This window comes from Kitasatospora purpeofusca (assembly GCF_042691725.1).
Lineage (GTDB): Bacteria > Actinomycetota > Actinomycetes > Streptomycetales > Streptomycetaceae > Kitasatospora > Kitasatospora purpeofusca_B.
The window spans coordinates 381,296-404,260 of the sequence record NZ_CP170483.1 but is presented as its reverse complement, the minus strand read 5'-3'; the positions used below and the strand labels follow the sequence as shown (position 1 = coordinate 404,260).

22 protein-coding genes are annotated in these 22,965 nt (G+C 75.0%); 5 read left to right on the top strand and 17 right to left on the bottom strand.

Annotated elements, in window-relative coordinates; all coding sequences use genetic code 11:
• The first annotated feature begins 70 nt into the window (after positions 1–70).
• Positions 71–874, top strand: a complete 804-nt coding sequence (locus ACFCLZ_RS01825) for an alpha/beta fold hydrolase (RefSeq protein WP_380282797.1) — start codon at positions 71–73, stop codon at positions 872–874.
• A gap of 83 nt (positions 875–957) precedes the next feature.
• On the opposite strand, the gene ACFCLZ_RS01820 is transcribed toward ACFCLZ_RS01825, so the two are convergent.
• Positions 958–1,491 (bottom strand): MarR family winged helix-turn-helix transcriptional regulator, encoded by a 534-nt coding sequence (locus ACFCLZ_RS01820; protein ID WP_380282796.1) that lies wholly within the window; start codon positions 1,489–1,491, stop codon positions 958–960.
• 97 nt (positions 1,492–1,588) lie between these two features.
• Between ACFCLZ_RS01820 and ACFCLZ_RS01815 the strand changes: the two genes are divergently transcribed.
• Positions 1,589–2,467 carry an NAD-dependent epimerase/dehydratase family protein gene (locus ACFCLZ_RS01815; protein WP_380282795.1) on the top strand — a complete coding sequence of 293 codons (879 nt, stop codon included), beginning with the start codon at positions 1,589–1,591 and terminating at the stop codon, positions 2,465–2,467.
• 141 nt (positions 2,468–2,608) lie between these two features.
• Here ACFCLZ_RS01815 and ACFCLZ_RS01810 read toward each other — a convergent pair whose 3' ends face one another.
• The 7 genes from ACFCLZ_RS01810 to ACFCLZ_RS01780 all read right to left on the bottom strand — a co-directional run bounded on the left by ACFCLZ_RS01810 (position 2,609) and on the right by ACFCLZ_RS01780 (position 8,871).
• On the bottom strand, positions 2,609–3,256 hold the full coding sequence (locus ACFCLZ_RS01810; RefSeq protein ID WP_380282794.1) for a hypothetical protein: 648 nt from the start codon (positions 3,254–3,256) through the stop codon (positions 2,609–2,611).
• A gap of 188 nt (positions 3,257–3,444) precedes the next feature.
• Positions 3,445–4,104 carry a dihydrofolate reductase family protein gene (locus ACFCLZ_RS01805; RefSeq protein ID WP_380282793.1) on the bottom strand — a complete coding sequence of 220 codons (660 nt, stop codon included), beginning with the start codon at positions 4,102–4,104 and terminating at the stop codon, positions 3,445–3,447.
• Positions 4,105–4,185: 81 nt separating this feature from the next.
• Complete coding sequence (locus ACFCLZ_RS01800) at positions 4,186–5,766, bottom strand: cytochrome P450 (protein ID WP_380282792.1); 1,581 nt, start codon at positions 5,764–5,766, stop codon at positions 4,186–4,188.
• Between the two features lie 64 nt (positions 5,767–5,830).
• Positions 5,831–6,451: an ATP/GTP-binding protein gene (locus ACFCLZ_RS01795; protein ID WP_380282791.1), complete on the bottom strand. Its 621-nt coding sequence runs from the start codon at positions 6,449–6,451 to the stop codon at positions 5,831–5,833.
• Positions 6,432–6,791: a DUF742 domain-containing protein gene (locus ACFCLZ_RS01790; protein ID WP_380282790.1), complete on the bottom strand. Its 360-nt coding sequence runs from the start codon at positions 6,789–6,791 to the stop codon at positions 6,432–6,434. Before ACFCLZ_RS01790 ends, ACFCLZ_RS01795 begins: the two co-directional genes overlap by 20 nt.
• The gene (locus ACFCLZ_RS01785; protein WP_380282789.1) at positions 6,788–7,195 is read right to left on the bottom strand and encodes a roadblock/LC7 domain-containing protein; all 408 of its coding nucleotides are present in this window, start codon (positions 7,193–7,195) and stop codon (positions 6,788–6,790) included. The genes ACFCLZ_RS01790 and ACFCLZ_RS01785 overlap by 4 nt, the downstream gene beginning before the upstream one ends.
• On the bottom strand, positions 7,192–8,871 hold the full coding sequence (locus ACFCLZ_RS01780; protein WP_380282788.1) for an ATP-binding protein: 1,680 nt from the start codon (positions 8,869–8,871) through the stop codon (positions 7,192–7,194). The genes ACFCLZ_RS01785 and ACFCLZ_RS01780 overlap by 4 nt, the downstream gene beginning before the upstream one ends.
• A gap of 419 nt (positions 8,872–9,290) precedes the next feature.
• Here ACFCLZ_RS01780 and ACFCLZ_RS01775 point away from each other — a divergent pair, with 419 nt between their 5' ends.
• Positions 9,291–10,178 carry a hypothetical protein gene (locus ACFCLZ_RS01775; protein WP_380282787.1) on the top strand — a complete coding sequence of 296 codons (888 nt, stop codon included), beginning with the start codon at positions 9,291–9,293 and terminating at the stop codon, positions 10,176–10,178.
• Between the two features lie 45 nt (positions 10,179–10,223).
• On the opposite strand, the gene ACFCLZ_RS01770 is transcribed toward ACFCLZ_RS01775, so the two are convergent.
• The 5 genes from ACFCLZ_RS01770 to ACFCLZ_RS01750 form a co-directional block, all read right to left on the bottom strand.
• Positions 10,224–10,679 carry an NTP pyrophosphohydrolase gene (locus ACFCLZ_RS01770; RefSeq protein ID WP_380282786.1) on the bottom strand — a complete coding sequence of 152 codons (456 nt, stop codon included), beginning with the start codon at positions 10,677–10,679 and terminating at the stop codon, positions 10,224–10,226.
• Between the two features lie 69 nt (positions 10,680–10,748).
• Positions 10,749–11,363 carry a DUF2867 domain-containing protein gene (locus tag ACFCLZ_RS01765; RefSeq protein ID WP_380282785.1) on the bottom strand — a complete coding sequence of 205 codons (615 nt, stop codon included), beginning with the start codon at positions 11,361–11,363 and terminating at the stop codon, positions 10,749–10,751.
• Positions 11,364–11,507: 144 nt separating this feature from the next.
• Positions 11,508–12,170 carry a hypothetical protein gene (locus tag ACFCLZ_RS01760; protein WP_380282784.1) on the bottom strand — a complete coding sequence of 221 codons (663 nt, stop codon included), beginning with the start codon at positions 12,168–12,170 and terminating at the stop codon, positions 11,508–11,510.
• 121 nt (positions 12,171–12,291) lie between these two features.
• A complete protein-coding gene (locus ACFCLZ_RS01755) occupies positions 12,292–12,951 on the bottom strand; it encodes a hypothetical protein (protein WP_380282783.1) in 660 nt (219 codons plus the stop codon).
• A gap of 52 nt (positions 12,952–13,003) precedes the next feature.
• On the bottom strand, positions 13,004–13,639 hold the full coding sequence (locus ACFCLZ_RS01750) for a hypothetical protein (RefSeq protein ID WP_380282782.1): 636 nt from the start codon (positions 13,637–13,639) through the stop codon (positions 13,004–13,006).
• A 286-nt stretch (positions 13,640–13,925) separates the two neighbouring features.
• Between ACFCLZ_RS01750 and ACFCLZ_RS01745 the strand changes: the two genes are divergently transcribed.
• Entirely contained in the window at positions 13,926–15,260 is a 1,335-nt protein-coding gene (locus ACFCLZ_RS01745) for a serine hydrolase domain-containing protein (RefSeq protein WP_380282781.1), read from the top strand.
• A 71-nt stretch (positions 15,261–15,331) separates the two neighbouring features.
• Here ACFCLZ_RS01745 and ACFCLZ_RS01740 read toward each other — a convergent pair whose 3' ends face one another.
• Both ACFCLZ_RS01740 and ACFCLZ_RS01735 read right to left on the bottom strand, forming a co-directional pair.
• On the bottom strand, positions 15,332–16,252 hold the full coding sequence (locus ACFCLZ_RS01740) for a GNAT family N-acetyltransferase (RefSeq protein ID WP_380282780.1): 921 nt from the start codon (positions 16,250–16,252) through the stop codon (positions 15,332–15,334).
• A 248-nt stretch (positions 16,253–16,500) separates the two neighbouring features.
• Complete coding sequence (locus ACFCLZ_RS01735) at positions 16,501–16,740, bottom strand: hypothetical protein (protein ID WP_380282779.1); 240 nt, start codon at positions 16,738–16,740, stop codon at positions 16,501–16,503.
• A gap of 100 nt (positions 16,741–16,840) precedes the next feature.
• On the opposite strand from ACFCLZ_RS01735, the gene ACFCLZ_RS01730 reads away from it, so the two are divergent.
• Positions 16,841–17,932, top strand: a complete 1,092-nt coding sequence (locus ACFCLZ_RS01730; protein ID WP_380282778.1) for a DUF5937 family protein — start codon at positions 16,841–16,843, stop codon at positions 17,930–17,932.
• 13 nt (positions 17,933–17,945) lie between these two features.
• On the opposite strand, the gene ACFCLZ_RS01725 is transcribed toward ACFCLZ_RS01730, so the two are convergent.
• Positions 17,946–22,592, bottom strand: coding sequence for a hypothetical protein (locus ACFCLZ_RS01725; RefSeq protein ID WP_380282777.1), 4,647 nt, complete (start codon positions 22,590–22,592; stop codon positions 17,946–17,948).
• A 14-nt stretch (positions 22,593–22,606) separates the two neighbouring features.
• Positions 22,607–22,939, bottom strand: a complete 333-nt coding sequence (locus ACFCLZ_RS01720) for a trypco2 family protein (RefSeq protein WP_380282776.1) — start codon at positions 22,937–22,939, stop codon at positions 22,607–22,609.
• Positions 22,940–22,965: the final 26 nt, after the last annotated feature.

Genomic DNA, 22,965 nt, shown 5'->3' with positions numbered 1-22,965 from the left:
GCGCACCGGTTGCGGCGACGGTGATCGTCAAGGGGTGGCGCATGCGCCTGCCACCTGCGAACATCTGCGAATGCTCAGGCTCGCCGACGATCTCGGCCACCTCTCCTACGTCGTCTCCGGTGACGGTCCGCCCGTGGTCCTCGTGCACGCGGGCATCGCCGACCACCGCATGTGGGACGCGGTCGTCCCCGCGCTCGCGCAGCGGCACACCGTGATCCGCTACGACCTGCGCGGCTTCGGCGAGTCCGCGCCCCCGGCCGGACCCTTCCGCGAGACCGACGACCTGCGCCGCCTCCTGGACCACCTCGGCCACGAGCGCGTCCGGCTGGTGGGCGCCTCCTGGGGCGGCCGGGTCGCCGTGGACTTCACCCTCACCCACCCGGACCGGGTGCACGCGCTGGCACTGCTCGCCCCGCCGTGGCCGGGCTACGACTGGTCCGCCGAGATGATCGCCTACGACGAGGCCGAGACGGCGGCCCTGGCCGCGGGCGACCTCGACACCGCCGTCCGCGTCAACCTCGACATGTGGGTCCGCGGGCCGGCCCGCACCTGGGACGAGGTGCCCCCGGACGCGGCCGACCGACTGCGCGCCCCCCTGCGAACCTCCCTGGTGAACCAGGCCGCCGTCGGCGAGCACTCCCAGGGCGTCACGACCGGCGACCTCGCCACCGTCACCGTCCCGACCCTGGTCGCGACCGGCGGTCTCGACGTCGCCGACTTCCGGGCCATCGGCCGCCGCTACGCCACGGCCATCCCCACCGCCGACCTGGTCGAGCTCCCCACCGCCGGCCACCTCATCGCCGTCGACGCCCCCGCGGAACTCCTCGACGTCCTGGCCCCGTTCCTCGCCGGCCAGGGCCCGTTCCAGGAGTGATCCCTCCCCGTCCCCGCCGTTGATCCACTTCTGAAGCGGGCCCCTCGGCCGGGCATCACGGCTCCCCGGCCCCGGGCGGGCGGCTACCGCCGGGGGCCGGGGTCCTCGGCGTGGTCGCCGAGGGTGACGAGGAGGCGGCGCAGGAGTCCGGTGAGCTGGTCGCGTTCGGCGGTGGTGAGTCCGGCGAGCTGGCGTTCCTCGCCGGCGAGGTGGTGCTCGACGAGCCGGTTGGTCAGCTCCCGGCCGCTGTCGGTGAGGGAGATCAGCACCCGGCGGCGGTGGGCGGGGTCGACGGCGCGGTCGACCAGCCCCTTCTCCACGAGGTGGTCGATGCGGTTGGTGAGTGCCGCGGAGCTGACCATCGCGGCCGAGCTCAGCTCGCCGGCGGTGAGGACGTGGGGCGGGCCGGAGCGCAGCAGGGTGGCCAGGACGTCGAACTCCCAGGGTTCGATGCCGTGGACGGCCAGGTTCTCCTTGACCCCGCGCTCCAGCAGGCGCGAGGCGCGGGAGACGCGGCCGATCACGGCCATGGGGGAGGTGTCCAGGTCGGGGCGGACCGCGCGCCACTGTGCGGTGATGCGGTCGACGCCGTCGTGCTGCGGCTGCTGTTCCGTCATGCGCCGAGTCTAACAGTTCGACGTGGAAATGTTTGACATCGCGGACCCATCCTGCCTATAGTTTCGATATCGAAATTTTCGACAGAGGTGGAATGTCATGAAGATTCTGCTCACCGGTGCCACCGGCTACATCGGCTCGGCCCTCGCCGAGCACCTCGCCGCGGCCGGCCACCAGGTCGTCGCGCTCACCCGTAGCGCCGAGCCGCAGCCCGACCGGGGCTGGCACGCCCAGCTGGTCGGCGACACCGCCGACCCGGCCTCGCTGGCCGGTGCGGTGACCCCGGACATCGACGGCGTGATCCACCTGGCTCCCCCGAGCGGCGACGCCGACGTCGACACCGCCGTCATCGAGGCGCTCGCCACTGCGCTGCGCGGCACCGGCCGCCCCTTCGTCTACACCAGCGGCGTCTGGGTGCTCGGCGCCACCGGCGAGGCCCAGGAGGTCGGCGAGGAGGCCCCGACCGACCCGATCGACATCGTCGGCTACCGCCCGCGGATCGAGCAGCGGGTGCTGGCCGAGGCCACCGAAGGCGTGCGCGCGGTCGTCGTCCGGCCCGGCATCGTGTACGGCCGCGGCGGCGGCATCCCCGCCATCCTGGTCGAGCGGGCCCGCAAGCAGGGTGTGCCCGAGTACTACGGCGAGGAGGGCGTGCGCTGGCCGACCGTCCACGTGGACGACCTGGCCGAGCTGTTCGTGGCCGCCGTCGAACGGGCCGAGGCCGGCACCCTCTGGCACGGCGTCGGCGAGCCGGCCACCCCGGTGCGCGACCTCGCCCGCGCCGCCGGCCGCGCGGCCGGAGTGTCCGCCGCCCCGCACGCGGTGCCCGTGGAAGAGGCCGCCGAGGTCTTCGGCCCGCTCTTCGCGGACGCCCTCGCCCTCGACCAGAGCGTCAGCGGCGCCGCCGCCCGCACCGGTCTCGGCTGGCGACCCGGCCGCCCGGGCGTGGTGGCCGAAATCGAATCGGGCTCGTACTGAGGCGTGTTTGACCATTCCCGCCGGCCGGAGGCTGGGGGAGCCGCACGCCGATCCGACGCGAATGGTCGGACACGCCCCAGGGTGCGGCCGCCTCCCGCCCGGGGCCGGCCGGGAGGCGGCCGGTCCCGGGCGGGGCGGTGCTCAGTGGCAGACGAGCTTGTTGCGGGCGAGTTCCTGGACGGTACCGGGGGAGACCGGGGTGTCGCAGGAGACGGTGCCCTCGATCTGGGCGTCGAAGGTGCTGTAGACGGGGTGCGAGCCGAAGAGGTAGGCCCAGTACCCGTCACCGGAATTGGGGTACCGGAAGTCGCGGGGGAGACAGACGTACTCGTCGGCCTTGCCCTGGACGCGGTTGGTGCCCTTGAACACCGCGTAGTCGCCGGGTCGGGAGAAGTTCAGCGTGACCTTCTGGGACCACGTGCTGCTGCTGGACTTGCTCGTCTGGACCGAGAACCCGACCTTGACGGAGACCTTCGCGAAGAACGCGCCCACCTCCGAGTTGATCTCGGTCGAGGCGTTGAACGTGGTGCTGACGTTCTGGACCTCGGTCACGGTGGTCTCGATGGAGCCGGTGGTGCCGGGGGCTATGGTGATGCCCTTCCAGTGGGTGAGCACCGGTTCCACGACGGCGGTCGAGACCTCGTACAGCCCGTACTTGCTCACGCGGGGGTCGCACGGGCCGCCCGGATCGGCCGCGTGCGCCGTGCCCGCGCCGAAGGCCGAGGCCGCCGCGGTCAGGACGGCGAGCGCGGCGGGTAAGGACAACCGCCGCAGGAAGGTGTTCGCCACGAGGACTCCTCAGGGAGGGCAGGTGTCGGGCCGTCACGCTACCGACACCTGGCATGGATTTGCCAGATCATGCCCAGGTCATCCCCGACGCACACCAACAACCCGCAACTCCCCTGCACGAAGGAACGGTTCGTCCGGATCCGGGGTTGCGCCCCGAACGCGGGCAGAGCCCGGGCCCGGGCGAACCCTCAGTCCTGCTGAGGCTGGGGGCGGGTGAAGGTCAGGTGGGTGACGCCGCTCGGGGTGGTGACGGACTCGGCGTGGAAGCGTTCGTCCAGGCCCTCCTGACCGTCCCAGAGGCGCTCGCCGCGGCCGAGCAGGATCGGGACCACGGCGACGTGGAGGTGGTCGATCAGGTCGGCGGTGAGGAAGGCGCGGACGGTGGTCGGCCCGCCGCCGATGCGGACGTCCAGGCCGCCGGCGGCCTCCCGGGCCCGGGCGAGCACCTCCTGGGGGGAGCCGTCGACGAAGTGGAAGGTGGTGCCGCCCGCCATCTCGACGCTGGGCCTGGGGTGGTGGGTCATGATGAACACCGGGGTGTGGAACGGGGGGTTCGGCCCCCACCAGCCGTTCCATTCGTGGTCCTGCCACGGGCCGCGCTGCGGGCCGAACTTGTTGCGCCCCATGATCTCCGCGCCGATGCCGTCGGCCCAGGTGCGCGCGACGGCGTCGTCGACGCCGGTGTCGCCGCCCTGCTGGCCGAGCATGGCGCGGAAGGTCCGGGTGTGGAAGAACCAGCGGTGCAGCCGGTCGCCCGCGTGGCCGAACGGGGCTTCCAGGCTCTGGCCCTCGCCCGTGCCGTAGCCGTCGAGCGAGACGGAGAAGTTGTGGACGCGTACCAGGGACACGGGGGCACTCTCCGATGGTCGGTGCGGTGGCGGTCGACGCGGCGTCGGGCCGACTCTATCCGCGGCCGCCCGGCCCGGTGGTCAGCGACGCAGCCACCCCGTGAGCGTGTCCCACCATCCGGGCCGCGGTCCGGGCACCGCCGGTCCCCGGTCCGCTTCGACCGGCTCGACCGGTTCGACAGGTCGGACCGGCTCGGCCGCTTCGAGCGGTTCGGCCGGCGGGGGCACGGCCGCCGGAGTGGTCGGGACGGTCGGGGTGGCCGGGGTGGCCGGGATCGACGGCACGGACGGCGCGGCCGCCACCGCCTTCGGCAGGTGCTCGCGCGGCGTGAACTCCACCGGCAGCTCGACCAGATGGCGCGAGAGCCAGGCCGAGGTCCAGGTCAGCTCCGACTCCGGGACGGCGAGGCGGAGGTCCGGCAGCAGGGTGAGCAGGCAGTCGATCCCGGTCTCCGCGATGGCCCGGCCGATGTCCTGGCCGGGGCACTCGTGCGGGCCGCTGCCGAACGACAGGTGGGAGCGGTTGCCGTGCAGCGGCCTCGCCAGGTCGGGCCGGACCACCGGGTCGACGTTCCCGGCGGCGAGGCCCAGCAGCAGCATGTCCCCGGCCCGGATCCGCCGGCCGCCGAGCACGGTGTCGCCGGTCGCCCAGCGCCCGGCCACCAGCGACATCGGCGGGGCGTCCCACAGCACCTGGTCCAGCGCGTCCGGCACGGTCATGTGACCGCCCGACAGGTGGGCGCGGAATCGCTCGTCGGTGAGGATCATCTTCAGCGTGTCGGCGATCAGGTTGACGGTGGTCTCGTTCGCCGCCAGCAGGACGACCCGCAGGTGCTCCAGCACCTCCTCGTCGGTGAGCCCGGCCGGGTGCCGCAACAGCCGGGTGCACAGGTCGGGGCCGGGGTCGTCGCGCTTGCGTTCGACGGTGCGGCGCAGCGAGGCCACCACGTGGTCGTTGCTGGCGATGGCCGTCTCGGTGCCCTTCATGAGGTCGCGCGCGGCCTCGACCAGACGCGGCCCGTACTCCTCGGGCATGCCGACCAGCTGGGTCATCACCAGCATCGGCAGGTGCTCGGCGAACCGGCTCACCAGTTCGGCGCGGCCCAGCGCGCCGAACTCCTCGACCAGCTCGGCGGTGTAGCGCGTGACGAAGCGGCGCACCCCGCGCCGGTCGGTGCCGTTCAGGCCGTCGGTGACGGCGCCGCGCAGCCGGCGGTGCTCGGCGCCGTCGGCGAAGACGCAGAGCGGCTGCCAGGCGATGACCGGCATCAGCGGGGAGTCCGCCGCGACCCGGCCCTCCCGGAACGCCGTCCAGCGGCGGGAGTCCCGGGAGAAGCGCGAGGGCGTGCGCATCACGGTGAGGTTCGAGGTGTGGCCGAGGACCAGCCAGGCCGGGAGGTCGCCGTGCAGCAGGACGGGCGCGACCTCGCCGTAGTCGGCGCGCAGCTGCTCGTACAGGCCCGCCGGGTCCGCCTCGGCCGCGGGCCCGTAGAGCCGCCGGAGCTCCGCGACGGGCAGGTCCTCGAGGGCGGGCTCGTCGGGGCCGAGGTCGTCGAACGCGTCGAGTACGGCCTGGTCCCGGTGGCCCGGGTCGCCGGTCCGGTGGGCGGGGCAGCCGGCGGGCGGCGCGAGGGCGGCGTCGTCACGGAACGGGGAGGTCACGGTGTCTCCGGAGGTCGTCGGTGGGGGGAAGGGCGGGGGACGAGTGGGGGACGAGTGGGGGCGCTCAGCGCGCGGGCGGCGGCCCCGCGAGGTCGTAGAGGTAGTGCATGAGCGCGAGCAGCACCTCCCGTCCGGATGCGCGGACCCGGGCGTCGCACGCCACGATCGGGACCTCGGGCGGCAGGTCGAGGGCGAGCCGCAGTTCCTCGTCCGGGCAGTCGGGGGAGTCGGGGAAGGCGTTGGCGGCGACGACGAACGGCACACCCCGGTCCTCCAGCCGGCCGATCACGTCGAAGCTGATCTCCAGCCGGCGGGTGTCGACCAGGACGACCGCGCCCAGCGCCCCCTCGAACAGGCCGTTCCAGAGGAACCAGAACCGCTCCTGGCCGGGCGTACCGAACAGGTAGAGCACCAGCTCGTCGCTGATGCTGATCCGGCCGAAGTCCATCGCGACGGTCGTCTCGGACTTCCGCTCGATCCCGGCCAGGTCGTCGACCTCCGCCCCGGCCTGGGTCATCGTCTCCTCGGTGGTCAGCGGGCGGATCTCGCTCACCGCGCCGACCAGGGTCGTCTTGCCGACGCCGAAGCCGCCGACGATCACCACCTTGACGGCCGCGGCGGCCGAGTCCGGCAGCAGATCCTCGTCCGCCGGCCCGGGCACCGTGTCAGAGCCGCTGAAGTCCATGCATCACCGCCTCCAGGAGGGCACGGTCGGGGAGAAGGGCGGCCGGGACGGAGGCGCGCGCCTCGACCCGTTCCTCGGCCACGAGCTCCGCCAGCAGCAGGGTGACCGCGCTGACGGGGAGCTGCAGGTAGGCGGAGACCTCGGCCACGGAGAGCGGCGATCCGCACAGGCGCAGGATCGCCGCGTGCTCCGGCGGCATCGAGGGGAGGGGGTCCGCACGGGAGACGACCAGCGTGACCAGGTCCAGCGCGGCCCGTCCGTCCGGCTGGGTGTGGCCGCGCGTGATCACGTAGAAGCGTTCCGGGGCCTCGTCGCCCCAGTCCCGGCCGGTGGTGCTCATACGACAGGTTCGCTCCTTCGCGGCGGCGTGGTGAGGTGCTCGCCGATCCGGGCGACCAGGTCGCGCATCCGCTGGCCCATCAGCCCGGCGTCCACGCCCTCGTCGGCGAGCACCGCGAGGTAGGCGCGGGCGCCGGCCGCCATGAGGTAGAAGAACCCGCCGCCCATCTCGATCACCACCAGCCGCATCCGGCCGTCCCCGTACGGGAACTCGTGGCCGACGGCGGCGGCGAGGCTCTGCAGTCCGGCGCAGGCGGCGGCGAGCCGGTCGGCGGTGTCGGCCTCGGTGCCGTGCTGGGCGATCCGCAGGCCGTCGGCGGAGAGCACGATGACGTTGCGGACGAGCGGGACTTCGTCCGCCAGCTGCTTGAGCAGCCAGTCCAGGTTGGTCCGTGGCTTGATCACCGCTCGTCCCTCCGCGTACCCGTCGAGTCTCCGTTGCCGTGGTCGGCCGGTCCGGTGCCGTTGATGCCCTCGGTGAAGGCGGCCAGCCAGAGGCCGGGCTGCACCGGCTCCGCCGCCGCCCCGGGCGCACCGGCACCGGCATTGGTACCGGCATTGGTACCGCTACCGCTGCCGCCACCGGCGCCGCCGGCCGGCCTGCCGCCGGTGGGCGTGCCGTTGGGGGGTGTGCTGCCGGTGCGCGCGCCGAACCGGACGGCCGCAGTGGCGTGCCGACGGCGCCGGGGCAGGCCGTTCGCGGTGCGCTCGGTCACCAGCGGGACCTCCTCCCCGCCCATGGGCGAACCTCCGCTAGAGCCGCCGAACGTCCCGCGCGAGCCGCCGAGCGTCCCCCCGCGCGAGCCGCTGAGCGGCCCGGGCGGCGGCCCCGTGAGCGGGCGGCGCGGTGGCGGCGAGGTGTGCGGCCGGCGGTCGTCCACCGGATCCGGCCCGGACGAGCCGGTGACGCCGATGCCGTGGGCGCGCCCGGTCGCGACGGCCGTGGTGATCAGCTCCTGCGGGAAGACCAGCACCGCCCGCACCCCGCCGTAGGCCGAGGGCCGCAGCGAGACCTGGAAGCCGTACGCCCGGCAGAGCCGGCCGACGACCGCGAGGCCGAGCCGCGGCGTCTCGCCGAGGTCGTTGAGGTCGCTGCCGGCCTGCGCCTCCGCCAGCATCCGCTCGGCCCGGGCCCGGCCCTCCTCGCTGAGGCTCAGCCCGCCGTCCTCGATCTCGATCGCGATGCCGGTCTGCACCTCGACCGCGGTCAGGTGCACCAGGGTGTGCGGCGGGGAGTAGCGGGTGGCGTTGTCCAGGAGTTCGGCCACCGCGTGGATGAGCGGTTCGACGGCCGGGCCGACGACGGCCACGTCCGAGACCGGGTGCAGCTCGATCCGCTCGAAGTCCAGGATCCGGGACATGGCACCGCGCAGCACGCTGTACAGCGGCACTGCCTTGTTCCACTGACGGCCCGGCCGGGCGCCGCCGAGCACCGCGATGCTGTCGGCGAGGCGGCCGATGAGGGCGTTGCCGTGGTCGAGCAGCAGCAGGTCGTCGAAGACGGCGGGGTCGTTGCCGTGCGCGTGCTCCATGCTGCGCAGCTCGGCGGCCTGCCGGTGGACGATCGCCTGGACGCGGCGGGCGATGTTGACGAAGGACCGCTGGGCGGTCTCGCGGTGCGTCTCCGAGTTCTCGACCGTCTCCAGCACGGCGCGCAGCAGGGTCTGCTGCGCCGCCCGGAACTCGGCGCCGACCGAGACGTCCTGGAGGGTGTACGTGGCGACGACGTTCTCCAGGCCCTCGCCCATCGAGAGCCGGGTCAGCGCGGCGGGCAGGACGGACTTGGCCAGCCGGATGTACTCGGTCTCCTGCCGGGTCAGCCGACGGATCAACTCGCCCTCGCGCAGGCCCGCCCGGGCGCGCAACTCCTCCGCCGCCCGGCCCCGGCGGGCGGCCTCGGCGGCGACCAGGACCACCGCCAGGGTGCCCACACCCGCGCACAGGGCGATCCCGGTACGGGCGCCGGGGGAGGCCGCGGCCACCGTCACGGCGGCGACGGCGGCCGTCGCGAGGGTGGGCAGGAGCCAGACGAGCACGGGGGCGGAGCGCCGGCGTCCGGGTGACGAACCAGCACCAAGCATTCGGCATCCTCAAAACGGTCGAAGAGTGGGGGACGGGACGGGCGGTGGGCCCGGGGCTTGCGTGGTCGGGGCGGGGCGGATGGCACCGGGACCCGCCCAGGCCGTGCGCTGCGCGCGCCGGCGGGAGCGGGGCCGGACTCCCGGACCCGCGACCGGGCCGGTGTCGGCCTCAGGTTTACCGTGCGCCGCCCGTCGTGAACGGGCGCCCACGCCCAGTTCGCCAATGCGAGCGGACTCCCGGTGAACTTGCCGCGAGCACGCGCCGTTCTGTGCTAGGGCACGCCGTCGCGCGCACCGGCGCGCCGCCGTGTCCGGCGCCCCGGGGCAGCTCCCATCAGCCGAAATGACGATCCGCCGGACGGGTCACGGGCGGGCGGCAGGGGAACCATGGCCGAACACGCCCGACTCCGGGGGGACGGATGCCGAACGGATCCCGGCCGGCGACCGGTCCGGCCGCCCAACTGGTCGACCTGGTGGCCACCGCGGTGGGCCTCGCCGTGGCCGCCGCCGTGGTGGCGGGCTTCGACCTGGGCGGTCCGCCCGCGAACCGGTGCGCCGCCGTCCTCGGCGCGGCGGTGCTCCTGGTGGCCGTGCACGCCGCCGGAGGCGCGCTGGTCCGCCGCCTCCCGGCGGACCGCTCGCACGTGTCCTGCCTCGGCGCGCTGCTGCTGCTCCCGCTGCTCCCGCTGCTGCTCGCGGCGGAGCCGGTGGCGCTCTGGCTGGCGGTGCGCCTGGCCGGCGGGCTCGGCCTGTCCGCCGGGCTGTCGGGACCGGGCGCGACGGTGGTCGCCGCCGTGGTGGTCATGCTGGTCGGGGTGACGGTGCGCCACCTCTGGTCCGTCCTGGCCGATCGCGACGGGGACGGCTCGGCGCTGCGCGGCGTCGCCCGGCACCTGCTCGCCGTCGCCGGTCTCGCGGTGGTGGTCGCCGTGCTCGACGGGGCGACCCTGGCGAACGGCCCGGGCTGGCGGCAGCTGCTCACCCTGGTCGCGCTGGGGGCCGTGCTCGGCCCCAAGTTCAGCCGGCTGGCGCTGCCGGGGCGCGGTGTGCGGCTGCGCTCGGCGGCCGGGCTGGCGGTCGCCACGGCGGGCAACCTGCTGAAGCTGTGGCTGGTGACCTGGCTCAGCACCTGGATGGAACTGCCACTGAGCATCGCCGGGTTCGGCGGCTTCGCGGCCGCGGCGCCGATCGTCGCGGTGGCGATGCTGCCCACGTCGGTGGCCGGGCGGCGCGCGGCGGAGCCCGGTGGGCCGTTCCTGCCGGGCGCGATGGCCGAGCTGTACGGGCGGCTGCCGCCCGGATTGTGACGCCGACGTTCACCGGCACCGGCCTTTACCGGCGTCGGCTGGCGTTCAGGCGGGGCGGACGGCGCGGGGGCCCACCACGGCGGCGCCGAGGGCGCAGACCCGGGCTCGCAGCCCGCGGTCGGCCGTGACGACCAGGCAGGCCCGTCCGGGCCGGTCGGCCAGCGCCGCCGCGACCAGGTCGACGATCAGGTCGTCACCGCTGCCGCTCGCGGCCTCGACCCGGACCTCCGGGGTTGCCGTGACACCCCGGGCGGCGCCCTCGACGACGAGGACGACCTCCAGCGGCCCGGTCCGCGCCCACGCGGGCAGGCCGGGCCGGTCGTCGTCCGTCGCTCCGGCCGGTCCGCGGCCGGCGAGGGGCGCGAGCGCATCGCGCAGCCGTTCCGCCGCGCCCCGCCGGTCGCGCCACCAGCCGTCGGGCACCGAGCCCACGACGTTGGCCCCGTCCACCACCAGCAGCGGCACGCCCGGTGCGGCCTCGTCCGTTCCGCTCTCGCCCATGGCGGGAAAGTCTGCCACGAACCCCCTGCGCGACCCGCCCGCGCGACCCCTCTGCCAGACCCGCCCGCGCTACCCGAGCGGTCCGGTGCCGTCGGCGAGCAGCAGCCGGCGGTCCCGCCATGCCTGCTCCCACTGGCGGGTCAGCGCCGGGTAGACGATCAGATAGCGGAACGGTGCGATGAGCGTCAGGTAGCACCGTCCGAGCGGACCGTTGGGCTTGACCAGGACGGCCATCCGCAACTCGTACTCGCCCTTGTCGGTCGGTACCCAGCCGAGGTGCATGAGGGTGTGGACGGTCCGGTTCGCCAGCTCGCCGACGTACTCGTCCTCCAGCCGGTAGACCGGGGTGAGCGGCAGACCGTCCGGCGTGGTGGCGTCGACGGTGTCGGACAGCTCGCGCGGCAGCCGGTCGCGCAGCGAGCGGACCCGGGTGCCGAGGCCCGCCTCGGGCCGGTCCCAGCCGAGCAGGGCGCCGAGCTTCCAGCGCACCGCGAACAGGAACCGGTTGGCCGGCGACTGCCGGGCGAAGCCGCCGCCCGCCCGCATGGCGGCGAGCATCACCCCGAGTTCGCCCGGCCCGGCGCCAGGGGTCCGGAAGGCCCAGACGTCCTCGGTGCGGAAGTCGGGCGCGAGTTCGTGGATGCGCCACGGCCGACGGGTGTGGGCAGTGAGCGGAAGTCGCATGGCCGGTGCCGCCTTTCCTGCGCGGGGCGCCGCCTGCGGGCCCCGTCTGTACGCCAGCGTATATACGCCAGACTAGGCGTCATATTCGGTGGCGTATACACGGGGGCCGGGTGAGCCGGAGCACAGCTCCGCCCATCCTCCGTGTCAGAACTCCGGCAGGCACTGCTCGGCGAACTCGCCGCCGAACACGTGCTGGGCGTGGGTGAGCATCCGTCGGGCGTACACCGCGTCGCGGGCCAGGCAGGAGTAGCCGTCGAGTTCGACGGTGATGGCGCCGGAGGTGTCCGCCAGGTAGACGTCCAGGCCCGGGTACATCAGCTCGACGCAGGGGATGTCGTCGATGTCCAGGGCGAACACCGGGTACTCGCCGTGCTCGTCGCCCACCCCGGTCGCCAGCACCCGGCGCGAGTCCGAGCCGCCCGGGAGGAGGAAGCACTCGTCGAAGCGGTCCGACACGGTGTCGAAGCAGGAACCCCAGATGTCGCCGAGTTCCTCCCGCGCGAGGTCCCCCAGCGACCGGGGCGTGAAGCGGCCCTCCGCGTCCAGCCAGCCGAACCGGCGCAGCAGGCCGGCGTCGAACGCCAGCCAGCGCCGCAGGCTCGGCGGGAGCGGCCGCCCGCTCGGGAAGACCTCCCCGGCCGGCAGGCCGTCCGGCAGCGGCTCGGGCTCACCGGTCAGCCACGGCCCGGCCCACGGGCCGTGGTCCAGGATCGGCCGGTGCGGGTCGGCCGCGACGGAGGCGATGGCGCGTTCGGTGAGCGCGACGCCGTGCGCCTCGCTCGGGGGGATCGGGTGCGCGGGGTTCATCGGGCTCGGTGTCCTGTCCGGGAATCGCTCGACTGCTGCTCGGTCGCGCCGAATCTACGGCCCGCCACCGACACCCGCCGCATCGCCCGTACACAGCGGATGTCGGGGCCGGGCGCGGCTCTCAGCCCCCGGTGGGAGTGGGCGTGGGAGTGGGGACTCCGGGGCCGCTCGGGGGCGTGGTCGGCCGGGGCATGCAGGGCTTGGTCGAGGTCGGGGCGGGCACGCCCGGGGTGGGGGTGGGGAACTCGCACCCGCTGGGGTAGATCGGCCCGATCATCGAGACGTGGCTCACCTGGTAGGGGCCCTGCCCGTACCAGCCGTGGAAGGTGACGGTCACCGCGTTGGAGTTGCCGATGGCGAGGGTCGTGGCGAGGGACTTCCAGCTCGGCCCGTCCGCCCAGAGCGTGACCTCGCCGGTGCCCGTTCCGGTGCCGGAGACGGTGACGAAGGTGTAGGCGCCGGACATGTAGGCGGAGAAGGAGTAGGTGGTGTCGGCCACGACCGGGACCGTTTGCGTGCAGCCGGCGTAGTCCTGCCCGCTGGGACGGCCCTCGACCGTCCGGCCGGTCTGGACGAACTCGCCTTCGCAGGACCAGCCTCGGGCGAGCGGGTCGCGGAAGTCGCTGTTCTTGATCCATTCCAGCGGCGCGGGCTGGGCGGTGGCGGAGCCGTGGGCGGCGAGGGCGGCCGTGCCGGCCAGGGCGAGGGCGCCGAGGGCGGCGCCGAGCGGGCCGCCGCCGTAGGCGTGGCGGGGGCGGGAGCGGGAGCGGGATGGGCGCATGGCGATCTCCGATGTGGGGGAGTGTCCGGACGGCGCGGGGGGCGGTCGACCGTCAGGGGATGTACGTGCGCCAGCAGGTGGCGGACGGCGTGGGGGACGCGGGGCCGTCGGTCGCCGTCGGCGACGGGCTGGTCGGTTCGCCGCACGGGTGGGGTTCGTACCCGGGCCCGGTGAAGGACACCCACCGCACGTCGTAGGAGGCCTGCTCGTACCAGCCGTGGAAGTACACGGTCAGCTCGGTGGTGTCCGGCCCGGTGGTGACCCGCGTCGTCAGGGTGTTCCAACTGCTCTCGCTCGACCAGGTGGAGGCGCTCTCGCCGGCCGGGCCGCTGACGCCGACGAAGGCGAACGGCCCGCGCACCGTGGCGTAGAGCAGGTAGCTGGAGTTCGGCAGGACCCGCACCCGCTGGGAGCATCTCGCGTTGCTCTCGGCGGTCGGACGGCCCGACACGTAGTGGTCGTGCGGGATGCTGCTGGACCGGACGTTCGAGTCGCACGTCCAGATCCACGGGTACGAGTCGAAGGCCCCGTTGAGGATCAGGTTGACGTTCGGGAGCGGTTCCGCCGCCGAGGCGGCCAGGCCGACGGTGGAGGCGGCGGCCGCGGTGAGCGCGGCGACCGCGAGGCCGACGGACAGACCGTTGGGTCCGCGCCGGCGGGTGGGGCGGGGGTGGGCGGGTGCACGCATGCCGTCTCCGGGTGGGGGAGTGCCGATGGGGCAGCGGTGCGAGGGAGTGGGCCACACCATGGTGGATGCGGCCCGTCGGCGTCAAGGGGCGGACGGGACTCCGGGGCCAGGGTCAAGTCAAGCCTCCTGGGGATGAGCTGATGGTGCGTCATGTCTGTCGATCGGCTGCCCGGTCCGGTCCTCGGGGGTCATGGTCGGTGACCTACCGGAGGGCGACGCGCAGGGGGCGGGGCGGATGCGATCGTGGTACCGGCGGCCCGGGACCGGGCCGGAAGGGGCGGACACCATGACCATTGTTCAGGTTCGACCATCACACCGGCGTGGCCGGCTGGGAACGCGGCTGGCGGCCGTCGCCCTGGCCGGTGCCACGATCGTCACGCTCGCCCCGGCGGCGGCGGTGGCGGCGGGAGGGGCGGACGCCTCGGCGTCCGGGGCCGGGGCCGGGGCCGGGTCCGCGGCGGAGCGCCGGCCCCGCGTCGACGGGCAGCAGGAGCTGCGGGACCTCGTGGAGCGGGGAGGGATGACGGCCGCGCTCGCGGAGATCCGCACGGCCGGCCGCTCCCCGTGGCGGGGCGCCGCGGGCATCGCCGACCTGGCGACCGGGCAATCGGCCGGGCCGGACGGCCGGTTCCGGATCGGCAGCGTGACCAAGACCTTCGTGTCGACGGTCGTCCTCCAACTGGTCGGGGAGGGCCGGCTCGGTCTGGACGACCCGGTCGAGCGGCACCTGCCGGGGGTCGTCCCGAACGGCGCGGCGATCACCGTGCGGCAGCTGCTGAACCACACCAGCGGCCTGTTCAACTTCACGGAGGACGAGCGGTTCCGGGTCCATAGCGAGGCCGACCTCCTGGACTACGCGTACGGGAGCCGGCGGTACCGGGACTACCGGCCGCAGCAGTTGGCCGCGGTCTCCGCCGAGCACCCGCCGTACTTCGCGCCCGGCAAGGGCTGGCACTACTCCAACACCAACTACGTCCTCGCCGGGATGATCGTCCGGAAGGTCACCGGGCACACCTGGCAGAGCGAGGTCGACCGCCGGATCGTCCGGCCCCTGCACCTGGACGGCACGGTGTTCCCGGGCTCCGGGACCGGCCTCGGCGGCCCGCACGCCCACGCGTACCTCGACCTGCCGGCGGGGCCGGCCGACATCACCCGGTTCAACCCGAGCCTCGTGGACGCGGCCGGCAACGGCATCTCCACCACCTCCGACCTCAACCGCTTCCACGCCGCCCTGTTCGGCGGGAGGCTGCTGCGGCCCGCCGAGATGGCCGCGCTGACGGACACGGTGCCGACCACGCCCGAGGGCGGGCGCTACGGGCTCGGCGTGGTCCGGATCGACCTCGGCCCGGGCTGCGAGACGGCCTGGGGCCACGACGGCGGCCTTCCCGGCTGGAGCACCCTGCTGCTCGGCAGTCGCGACGGACGGCGCCAGTTGGCCCTGTCGCACAACCCCTTCGTGGGCAGGGACGACTCGGCGAGCGGAGAGGCGATCGGCTCGCTCGTGGTCAAGGCCCTGTGCGACCCGGCGCCGGGCGCCGGCGCCTTCGCGGCCCCGATCCCGAGGACGCTCCCCCTCCCCGGCCCGGACCTCCGCGTCGAGAGCGGCCCGGCCGCCCGCTGACCCCCGTCGGCCCGGGGCGGCGGTGGCGGTCCGGCCGCCGTCGCCACACGGCCCGCGGTCCTACTGGCGGATCACTGCTCTGCCACCAGGTCCTTGCGGAAGACCGTGGAGCTGTGCCGCACTCCCATGCCCACGCTCAGGTACAGGGTGAGTGCGCCGGTTTCCGAGTGCGTCCCGAGGGTGCACGCCCGCCGGCCCCGCTGATGGAAGCCGCGGAACGCGGTGCGGAGCAGGAGACGGGCGATGCCCCGGTTGCGGTGGTCGCGGCGGACCGCGACCTGCTCGATGTAGCCCTCGCCGGTGTCCGGGAGGTCCAGCGAGAGCGCGACGCCGACCAGTTGGCCGTCGGCGAACGCCAGCGCCGACATCGCGGGGGCGAAGGTGGGGCGTTCGACGGTGTGCCGGGCCCACTCCTGGTAGGACTGGCGCCGCTGCTGCCATTCGTCGAAGGCGTCCTCGACGACCCGGTGTGCGTCGTGCTCGTCGCCCGGTCCGAACGGCCGGACGGTGATGCCCGCGGGAGGCTCGGGCACGGACGGCTCCTCCGGCATGAGGAACTCCAGCAGCCACTCGGTCACCATCGGCTCGTACCCGCGCGAGCGCAGCAGCGCGACGGCAGCGGTGTCGTGGTCCGGGACGGTCTGGACGATTCGCGCGCTGCCCGTCTGCCGGCCGCGGGCCTCGGCCCAGTCCAGGAGGGCGCCACCCAGGCCGCGGCCGCGGTGCTCGGGGTGGACGTCCACCTCCGAGCGCCGGTCCACCCAGGCCCGAGCGGCCAGCCGCCCGGCCCGGTCGTGGATCAGCCGGGTGTCGAGCTCCGGGGCCAGACCCGGTCTGGCCAGGTCGGCGGCGATGCGGCCGAGGTCGGTGTGCACCTGTCCGTAGAGCTCCCGCTCGCAGGCCGAGACCAGGTGATGGATGTCGCCGAGGTCGTCGGCGGTGGTCGGGCGCGTCCGGTACCCCGGCGGCAACCCCGGTATGGGATCCGACAACTGTGGACACTCCTCCCCGGGCTCGGCCACCGGTCCGTCGACCCTCCGGAAGCCCCCCGTTGCGTACACGGCCATGGCCGATTCGACCCTAACGCAGAGGACTTCGGGACGTCCGGCGCGTTCGCACTCCCGGGGGCCGCACGCCGAACCACGGGGGCGCGCCGCGACGGGCTGCCGGTTGCGTGCGCCCGGAAGGATCCGCCGGGCCCGCGCCTCAGTTGAGCGACAGAATGCGCCGGCGTCGTGCTTCACCCGCCGGCCGGTCGGCCGCGGCCGGCGGGCGCCCCGGAGCCGGGCCGCAGGCGGTGGCGGAGGGCCAGGCGCAGGCGGCCGATGGCGGGGCGGCCGGCGAGGACGGCTGCGAAGCGGCGGTGGTCGCGGGCCGCGCGCAGCGCCGCGACGTCGTGGGCGCCGGGCACGGGCGGGGCCGGTTCGGCGCGCCGGGCGGCCCGGTAGCTGTCGAGGAGGTGCTGCTGCAGTGCGTCCATGGGCCCACCCTGCCCTCGGGCCGCCCCGCGGGTCCCGTCGATTGACAGCCCTGGTCAAGTGGCACGACAGCGCCCCCGGCCGGTCCGGCACCATGGGGGAGTGAGCGTGACCATCGACATCACCGGACTGCCGCACGAGCGGATCACCTTCTGCCCCTCGCCGCTGGCCGAGCTCGGCAACGCGCTGCACGCGCTGGCCGAGCCCGCGCACCACGCCCGGCTGCATGTGTGGACGACGGCGACCTCCGCCGCGCTCGGGCCGGAGCTGGCCGACCGGCTGCTCGAAGCCGACTTCATGTGGCGGTCGACGCGCTCCGACTTCCTCATGCCGGCCCGGCCCCGGGACACCCTCGCCGAGGAGCTGGACGACCTCGACCGCCTGGACGACGAGACGTTCGTCGGCGCGGCCCTGGAGATCTCCTGCAGCACCAGCCACTACCCCAAGGGCCTGCCCTCACCGCTGGTCGACGCCTGGTCGCGGCGCCGCGCGCTCGACCTGGCGGCGGCCCGCGGCCCGCGCCAGGCGGCGTTCGTCGAGCGGATGCTCGCCGAACCCACCGCCACGCGCGCGTGGATCCGACGCCTCCTGGAGGACTGCGACCGGGCGTTCTTCGCCGACACCTGGCGCCGGGTCCGCGTCCAGCTCACCGCCGACGCCCAGCACAAGACCGAGCTGCTGCGCCGCAAGGGCCTGGCGCAGGCGCTCACGGCGGCGTCACGGGCGCTGAGCCTGGAGGAGGACGAGCACGGCAGCCGCATCGTCGCCGACAAGCTGGTGCACGGCCGCACCGAGGCCCGCGGCACCGCCGTCACCCTGCTGCCGAGCGTCTTCGGCTGGCCGCACCTGTTCGCCATCTACGCGCCGGGCTGGCAGCCCGTCATCCAGTACCCGGTCGCCACCCCCGAGGTCGGCGGCACCGAGTCGGTGGAAACGGTCACGCTGCGCCTGGAGGCGCTGACCCATCCGATGCGGATGAGGCTGTGCCGCAACCTCGCCCGCGGCGTGTACTCGACGAGCGAGCTGGCCGACGCGTACGGCATCACCGCCCCGGAGGTCTCCCGCCACCTCGCCGTCCTGCGGAAGGCCGGGCTGCTCGACACCCGGCGCCGGGGCCGCTACGTCCTCCACCAGCTCGACCTCGCGGTCGTGGCCCGGCTCGGCAGCGACTTCCTGGAGTCGGTGCTGCGGTGAAGGAGGTCCGCGCTCAGCGCGAGCGGGTGGCGTGGCGGTCGGTGGGTCCCCGGGATTCGGTCAGCAGGGAGGCCATGGCCGTCAGGCCCTCGGGAGCGACCTGTGCCATCGCCGGCAGGGCCGCCTCCCAGGCGCCGGAACTGAGCACCTCGGCCAGCAGGGCGCGTGCGGTGTGCTCGTCCGGGCAGGCGCACGCGAGGTCGGCCAACAGGCTGTCGCGCTGGTAGTGGTCGGTGACGGTCCTGGCGTGCTCGGCGGCCTCGGAGAGGTGGCTGCGGCACAGCTCCTGCCGGCCGGTGTCGCGCAGCGTGCCGCAGAGGCGGACCAGGGCCGTGGCCCGGGCGGCGGGATCCCGGATGTCCCGGGCCACCTCGACGGCCCGGGGCAGGTCACCCTTGCCGAGCAGGGCGTGGCTCACGCGGGCCAGGGCGGTGGACCTCAGCTCCAGGTCCGGAATGCCCGCGGCGACCGCGGCGGCCGCGATCACCTCGTCCGACTCGGTCAGGGCCGCGACGACGGTGAAGAGGACGTCGGCCTTCTCGCTCACGTGGCGGAGGGCGCGAGCCTCCCCGGTCGCCGCCTTCGCCCACTCCACGGCGGGCCCGGTCTCCCCGGCGAGGGCGAGGATGTGGGCCGCGTGCGCCAGTGCGGCGGCGTGGCGCCCGGGATCGGTCTCGTCCCCCTCCACCGAGTCGGCGTAGTCGAGGGCGAGTTCCACGGCGTGCCCGGCGTCGCCCGCCCGGACCAGCGCCCCGGTGACCTCGGCGATCAGCCGGGGGTCCGTCCAGGGCCCGGTGACGGACAGCGCGACGTCGATGGCGGCGTGCGCCAGTTCGCAGGAACCGTCGTGCTGCTCCCGCGGGCCGGTCAGCGACCGGACGACCCGGGCGAGGGCGAGGGCCTGGCCCAGCGGGTCGATGTCGCCGAAGACGACGAGCGCGGCCTCGGTGGCCATGTGGTGGGCACGAGGGAAGTCCAGCCGGGCCACTGCCACGGCCACGTGCGCCAGGGCGTCCGCCCTGGCCTCCGGTCGGGGCAGTGCGGCCGCGAGGTCCAACGCCTCGTCCGTCCTCCCCGCTTCGGCGAGAGCCCGGACGATGCCGGTCAGCGCCTCGGGCGGATGTCCGAAGTCGGCGTCGACGGACCGGAGCACGTCCCAGGCGATTCCGACGGCGTGCTCCAGGTCTCCCGACCGCGCGAGTGCCCGGGCGACGTTGGCCAGGGCGTCGAGCCGCGGGTCGAAGAAGGCGAGGGACGCCCGGCCGGTGGCGGGCCCCTCCGTTGCCAGGGCGGCCTCGGCCACCAGAGCGACCGCGGTGGCCGGATCCCCGGCCCGGGCGTGGCCGTCGGCCGCGAGCGCCAGGGCGGCGGCCCGCGAACCGGGATCCTCGAGCGAGCGGGCCATGGGGACGGCATGCCGCAGCAGGCCCGCCCGGCACAGGCCCGTGACGAGGTGGTACAGGGTGAGGCCCGAGGGACGGGTGTCCGTGAGGTCCCGGGCCAGAGCGCCGGTCTCCTCCGCGACCTCGACGGCGCGGCGCGGCTCTCCGGCGCGGGCGAACAGCCGGCCGACCTCGGCCAGTGACGCGATCGTGCCCTTGGCGGGGGTGAGCGAGCGGATGATCCCGGCGGCCTCCCCGGCCAGGGCAGCGGCGAACCGGGGGTCCCGGGAGCCGGCCGGCGAACCGCCTGCGGCCAGCAGCGCCCGGGCCTTCGTCGCGGGATCCGCCAGGGCCCGGGCGACCTGTGCCGCCGCCCAGGCCCGGCCCGACCGGGCCAGGACCTCGCAGGCGCGCGCCAGGGCGTCCGTCTGCTGCCGTCCTTGCTGTTCCAGGAGAAGAACGGCGGCGGCCTCCAGCGCGAGAAGCGAGGCCTGCCGCCGGTGCTCCCGGGCGGCGCGCCCACGTGACGGTGCGCAAGCCCCGGCGAGTGCCAGCCACGCCTCCGCCACCACCAGCAGGTGCTCCGGCCGCCGAGTGGCGTCGGTGACGCCGAGGGCGAGGTCGCAGGCCGTCCGGCACAGCTCCGCCGCCCGCTCCGGCTCCCTCGCGAGGGCCAGGGCCTCGGCGACCGCCGCCACGTGATCGGCGCGCTGTCCCGGATCCTGCGGGACGCGGGCGAGCGCGGCCTCGGCCAGTTCGACGGCCCGTTCCGGCCGCCCGGCCCGCGCCAGGACGGACGCCGCACGGACCAGATGGCCGGGCCGGAAGGAGCGGTGCAGGGTACGGGTGATGTGCGCCGCCGTCTCCGCCAGCGCCTGCGCCCGGGCCGCCAGTTCCGTCGAGAAGGGATCGGCGCCGCACGCGTCCCGGGCCTCCACCAGGACCGTGGCCGCCCGGACCAGTGCGTCGAACTGGGGCAGCGGGGAGTCGTGCAGGACGGCGAAGTCCCGGGACTGCCGGCTGGGCCGGGTGATGGTCTCCGCGATGCCGACAGCCCGGCGCAGCAGGCCGACGGGGTCCCCCTCGCCCACCCGGGCCAGCACCCTGGCCGTGCGGACCAGGAGGCCCACCTGGTCGCTCGCGCTGCGCATGGTGATGGTCGCCGCGCGTGCGGCGGCGTCGAGCGCCACCTCGCGGGCCGCCGTGGTGTCGTCCTCCTCCAGGAGCGCTTCACCGACCGCCAGCAGCTGGTGGACCCGCTGCTTCGGGTCGGGATGCGCCTCGGCGAGGGCGACGGCCCGGCCGGGCTGCCCCAGCGAGGCCCAGAGGGTGACCAGGCGGTCGGGGACGTCGACCGATCGGCGCCGGATCAGGTCGCGGCGGTACGCCAGCCGCACCGCCGGTTCGAGATCGGGGCACGGGGTGTCGAGCAGCAGCTGGAAGGCGTCGTCGATCTCCGCGAGCGCCGCCGTGTCCGAGCCCGTCGCATGCCACAGTCTCTCGTGGCGCGCCCGGTCGGCGGCCAGTTCGCCGAGGCGCTGCGGGTCGCCGAGCGAGCGCAGCAGGTGCGGATAGCCGGACAGCGCGTACTCGGGCGTCCCGGCGGGCCAGCCCTTCGTCCGCCAGTCCTCGACGAAGTCGTGCACCCGCCGGCGGCACTCCGCGAGGACGGCGGGGGACAGGCGCGCGAGGGCGCCCTCCTGGAGCTGGCCGTGGGCGAAGACGTACGGGGTGTCCGCCGGGGAGGCGTCGGCGCCGTGCCGGGGTGGGCGCCTGCGGAAGGAACGGCCGGCCGAGCCCCCGAGCACCCGGCGCACGTCGTGCGCCTCCGTCCCCGTCAGGGTGGCGAGGTCGCGGGCGGTCAAGCCGCCGCCCGCGGCGGCGAGCAGCCTGGTGACCTCCTGTCCCAGCTGCTCGCCGTCGCCGTCCTTCCTGCCGTCCAGCAGCGCCGACAGGCCGCGCTCCATCTCCTGCCGCACGACCTGGGCGGCCGGTGAGGGCTCCAGGCGGTGACTGATCGCGGCGTCGCGCAGCGGGTGCGCGTCGGGCACGTCGCTGGGCACCGGGGGGTCGGGGCGCGCGGTCACCAGGATCCGCAGACCGGTGTAGGGGTGGGCCGGCAGGAGCCCGGAGATGCTGTGGCCGCTCGTACCGCTGGTGACCCCGGCGTCCTCGTCCAGACCGTCCACGATCAGCAGGAGCCGGCGCCCGCGGCGCACGGCGCGCTCCGCCGCGCGCTCCAGGGCCTTGAGGAAACGGGCCCGGTCGTCGCATTCGAGGCCGGCGTCACCCAGGTACTGACGCAGCTGGTCGCCCATGCTCCGCAGGAAGCCGGCGCGGTCGGAGCGCTCCGGGTCGGTCGTGGTCACGAAGAACGACAGTACGTCCGCGTCCGGAGGGGGGTGGAGGACGAACTGTGCCACGAGGGCCGTCTTGCCCGTCCAGGCCGGCGCCTGCCAGCGCCAGTACCCGGGCGCATCCCCCTCGGGGGCCGAGCCGAACGCCCGCATCCGGGCCAGTTCCCGCTCCCGGCCGTGGAAGCGGGCCGCCGCGAACTCCCGCACGACGAGGAGGTGGCCGGACTCCGGGACGGCGGGCCCGCCGTCGACGGGTTCCAGCACGGGGGCGTGGCCGGTGTGCCGCTTCAGCAGATCCGCGAAGCCCTCGCGCGCGGTGAACGTCCGGGCGGGCAGCGCGTACAGCCGGCGGTTCTCGTGCTCGTGGTCGTCGCAGAACACCACGCCCACCAGCAGCCCCCGGCAGAACACCGCGGCCCCCGACACCCCGCCCCACTCCCGCGGCTGCCCGGGCCGGCGGCGGACCGCGACGTCCTGGTCCAGCACCTCGCTCCACCCCGGACCGGTGCCCAGCGGCGGAAGGACGCCCCTCAGGTGCTCGACGCCGCGTTGGCCGGTCGCCGGCTGCGTGACGTGCGCGGGAAACCCGAGGCCCTCGTAGTCCAGCGGCTCCCCGCCGGAGGGCTCGCCCCAGCGCACGCTCCCGGGTACGTCGACCGGCGCCGCCAGCCGCAGCAGGGCGACGTCGTCAACCTCGCTCGGCGCCCAGAGCACGGTGGCGGCCCGCTGCTCGACGGACTCCCGCGGGTGGCCGACGCGGACGACGATCCTCGCGAGGGGCCCGCCACCGGCCCGGTCCACGACCACGTGCCGGCAGGTCAGCACCAGCGCGGGGGCGACCAGGTAGCCCGACCCCAGCGAGGAGGGCTGCTGCTCCGCGGCGTGGCCGGCGCGGACGTCGGCCAGCCTGCGCGTGTCCATGCGTCAGGAGCCCGTCACCATCCGACGGAACCGGAGCCACCGTCGGAGCCACCGTCGGCGTTGACCGTGACGTTCCGCGGCTCGGGTCCGAGCGCCCGGTCCCTGACCTTCAGCTTCAGCACCAGCTTGTGGGTCCGCGCGGTGGCGGAGGTCGCGCCCACGCCGACGGTGGCCACTCCGAACGACAGCTTCCCCTCCGGCCGGACGTCGGAACGCAGTTCGAGGGCGAGTTCGAGCTGCGCCTCCTCCACCTCGAAGGCGAACTGCTCGTGCGCGCCCGCGTCCTGCGCCCGGTAGAGCTCCTGGCGCAGCTCCTCGATCGCCGCGGCGATCCCGATCTCCGACATCCGTCCCCCTGACGTTCCGGCGGGTC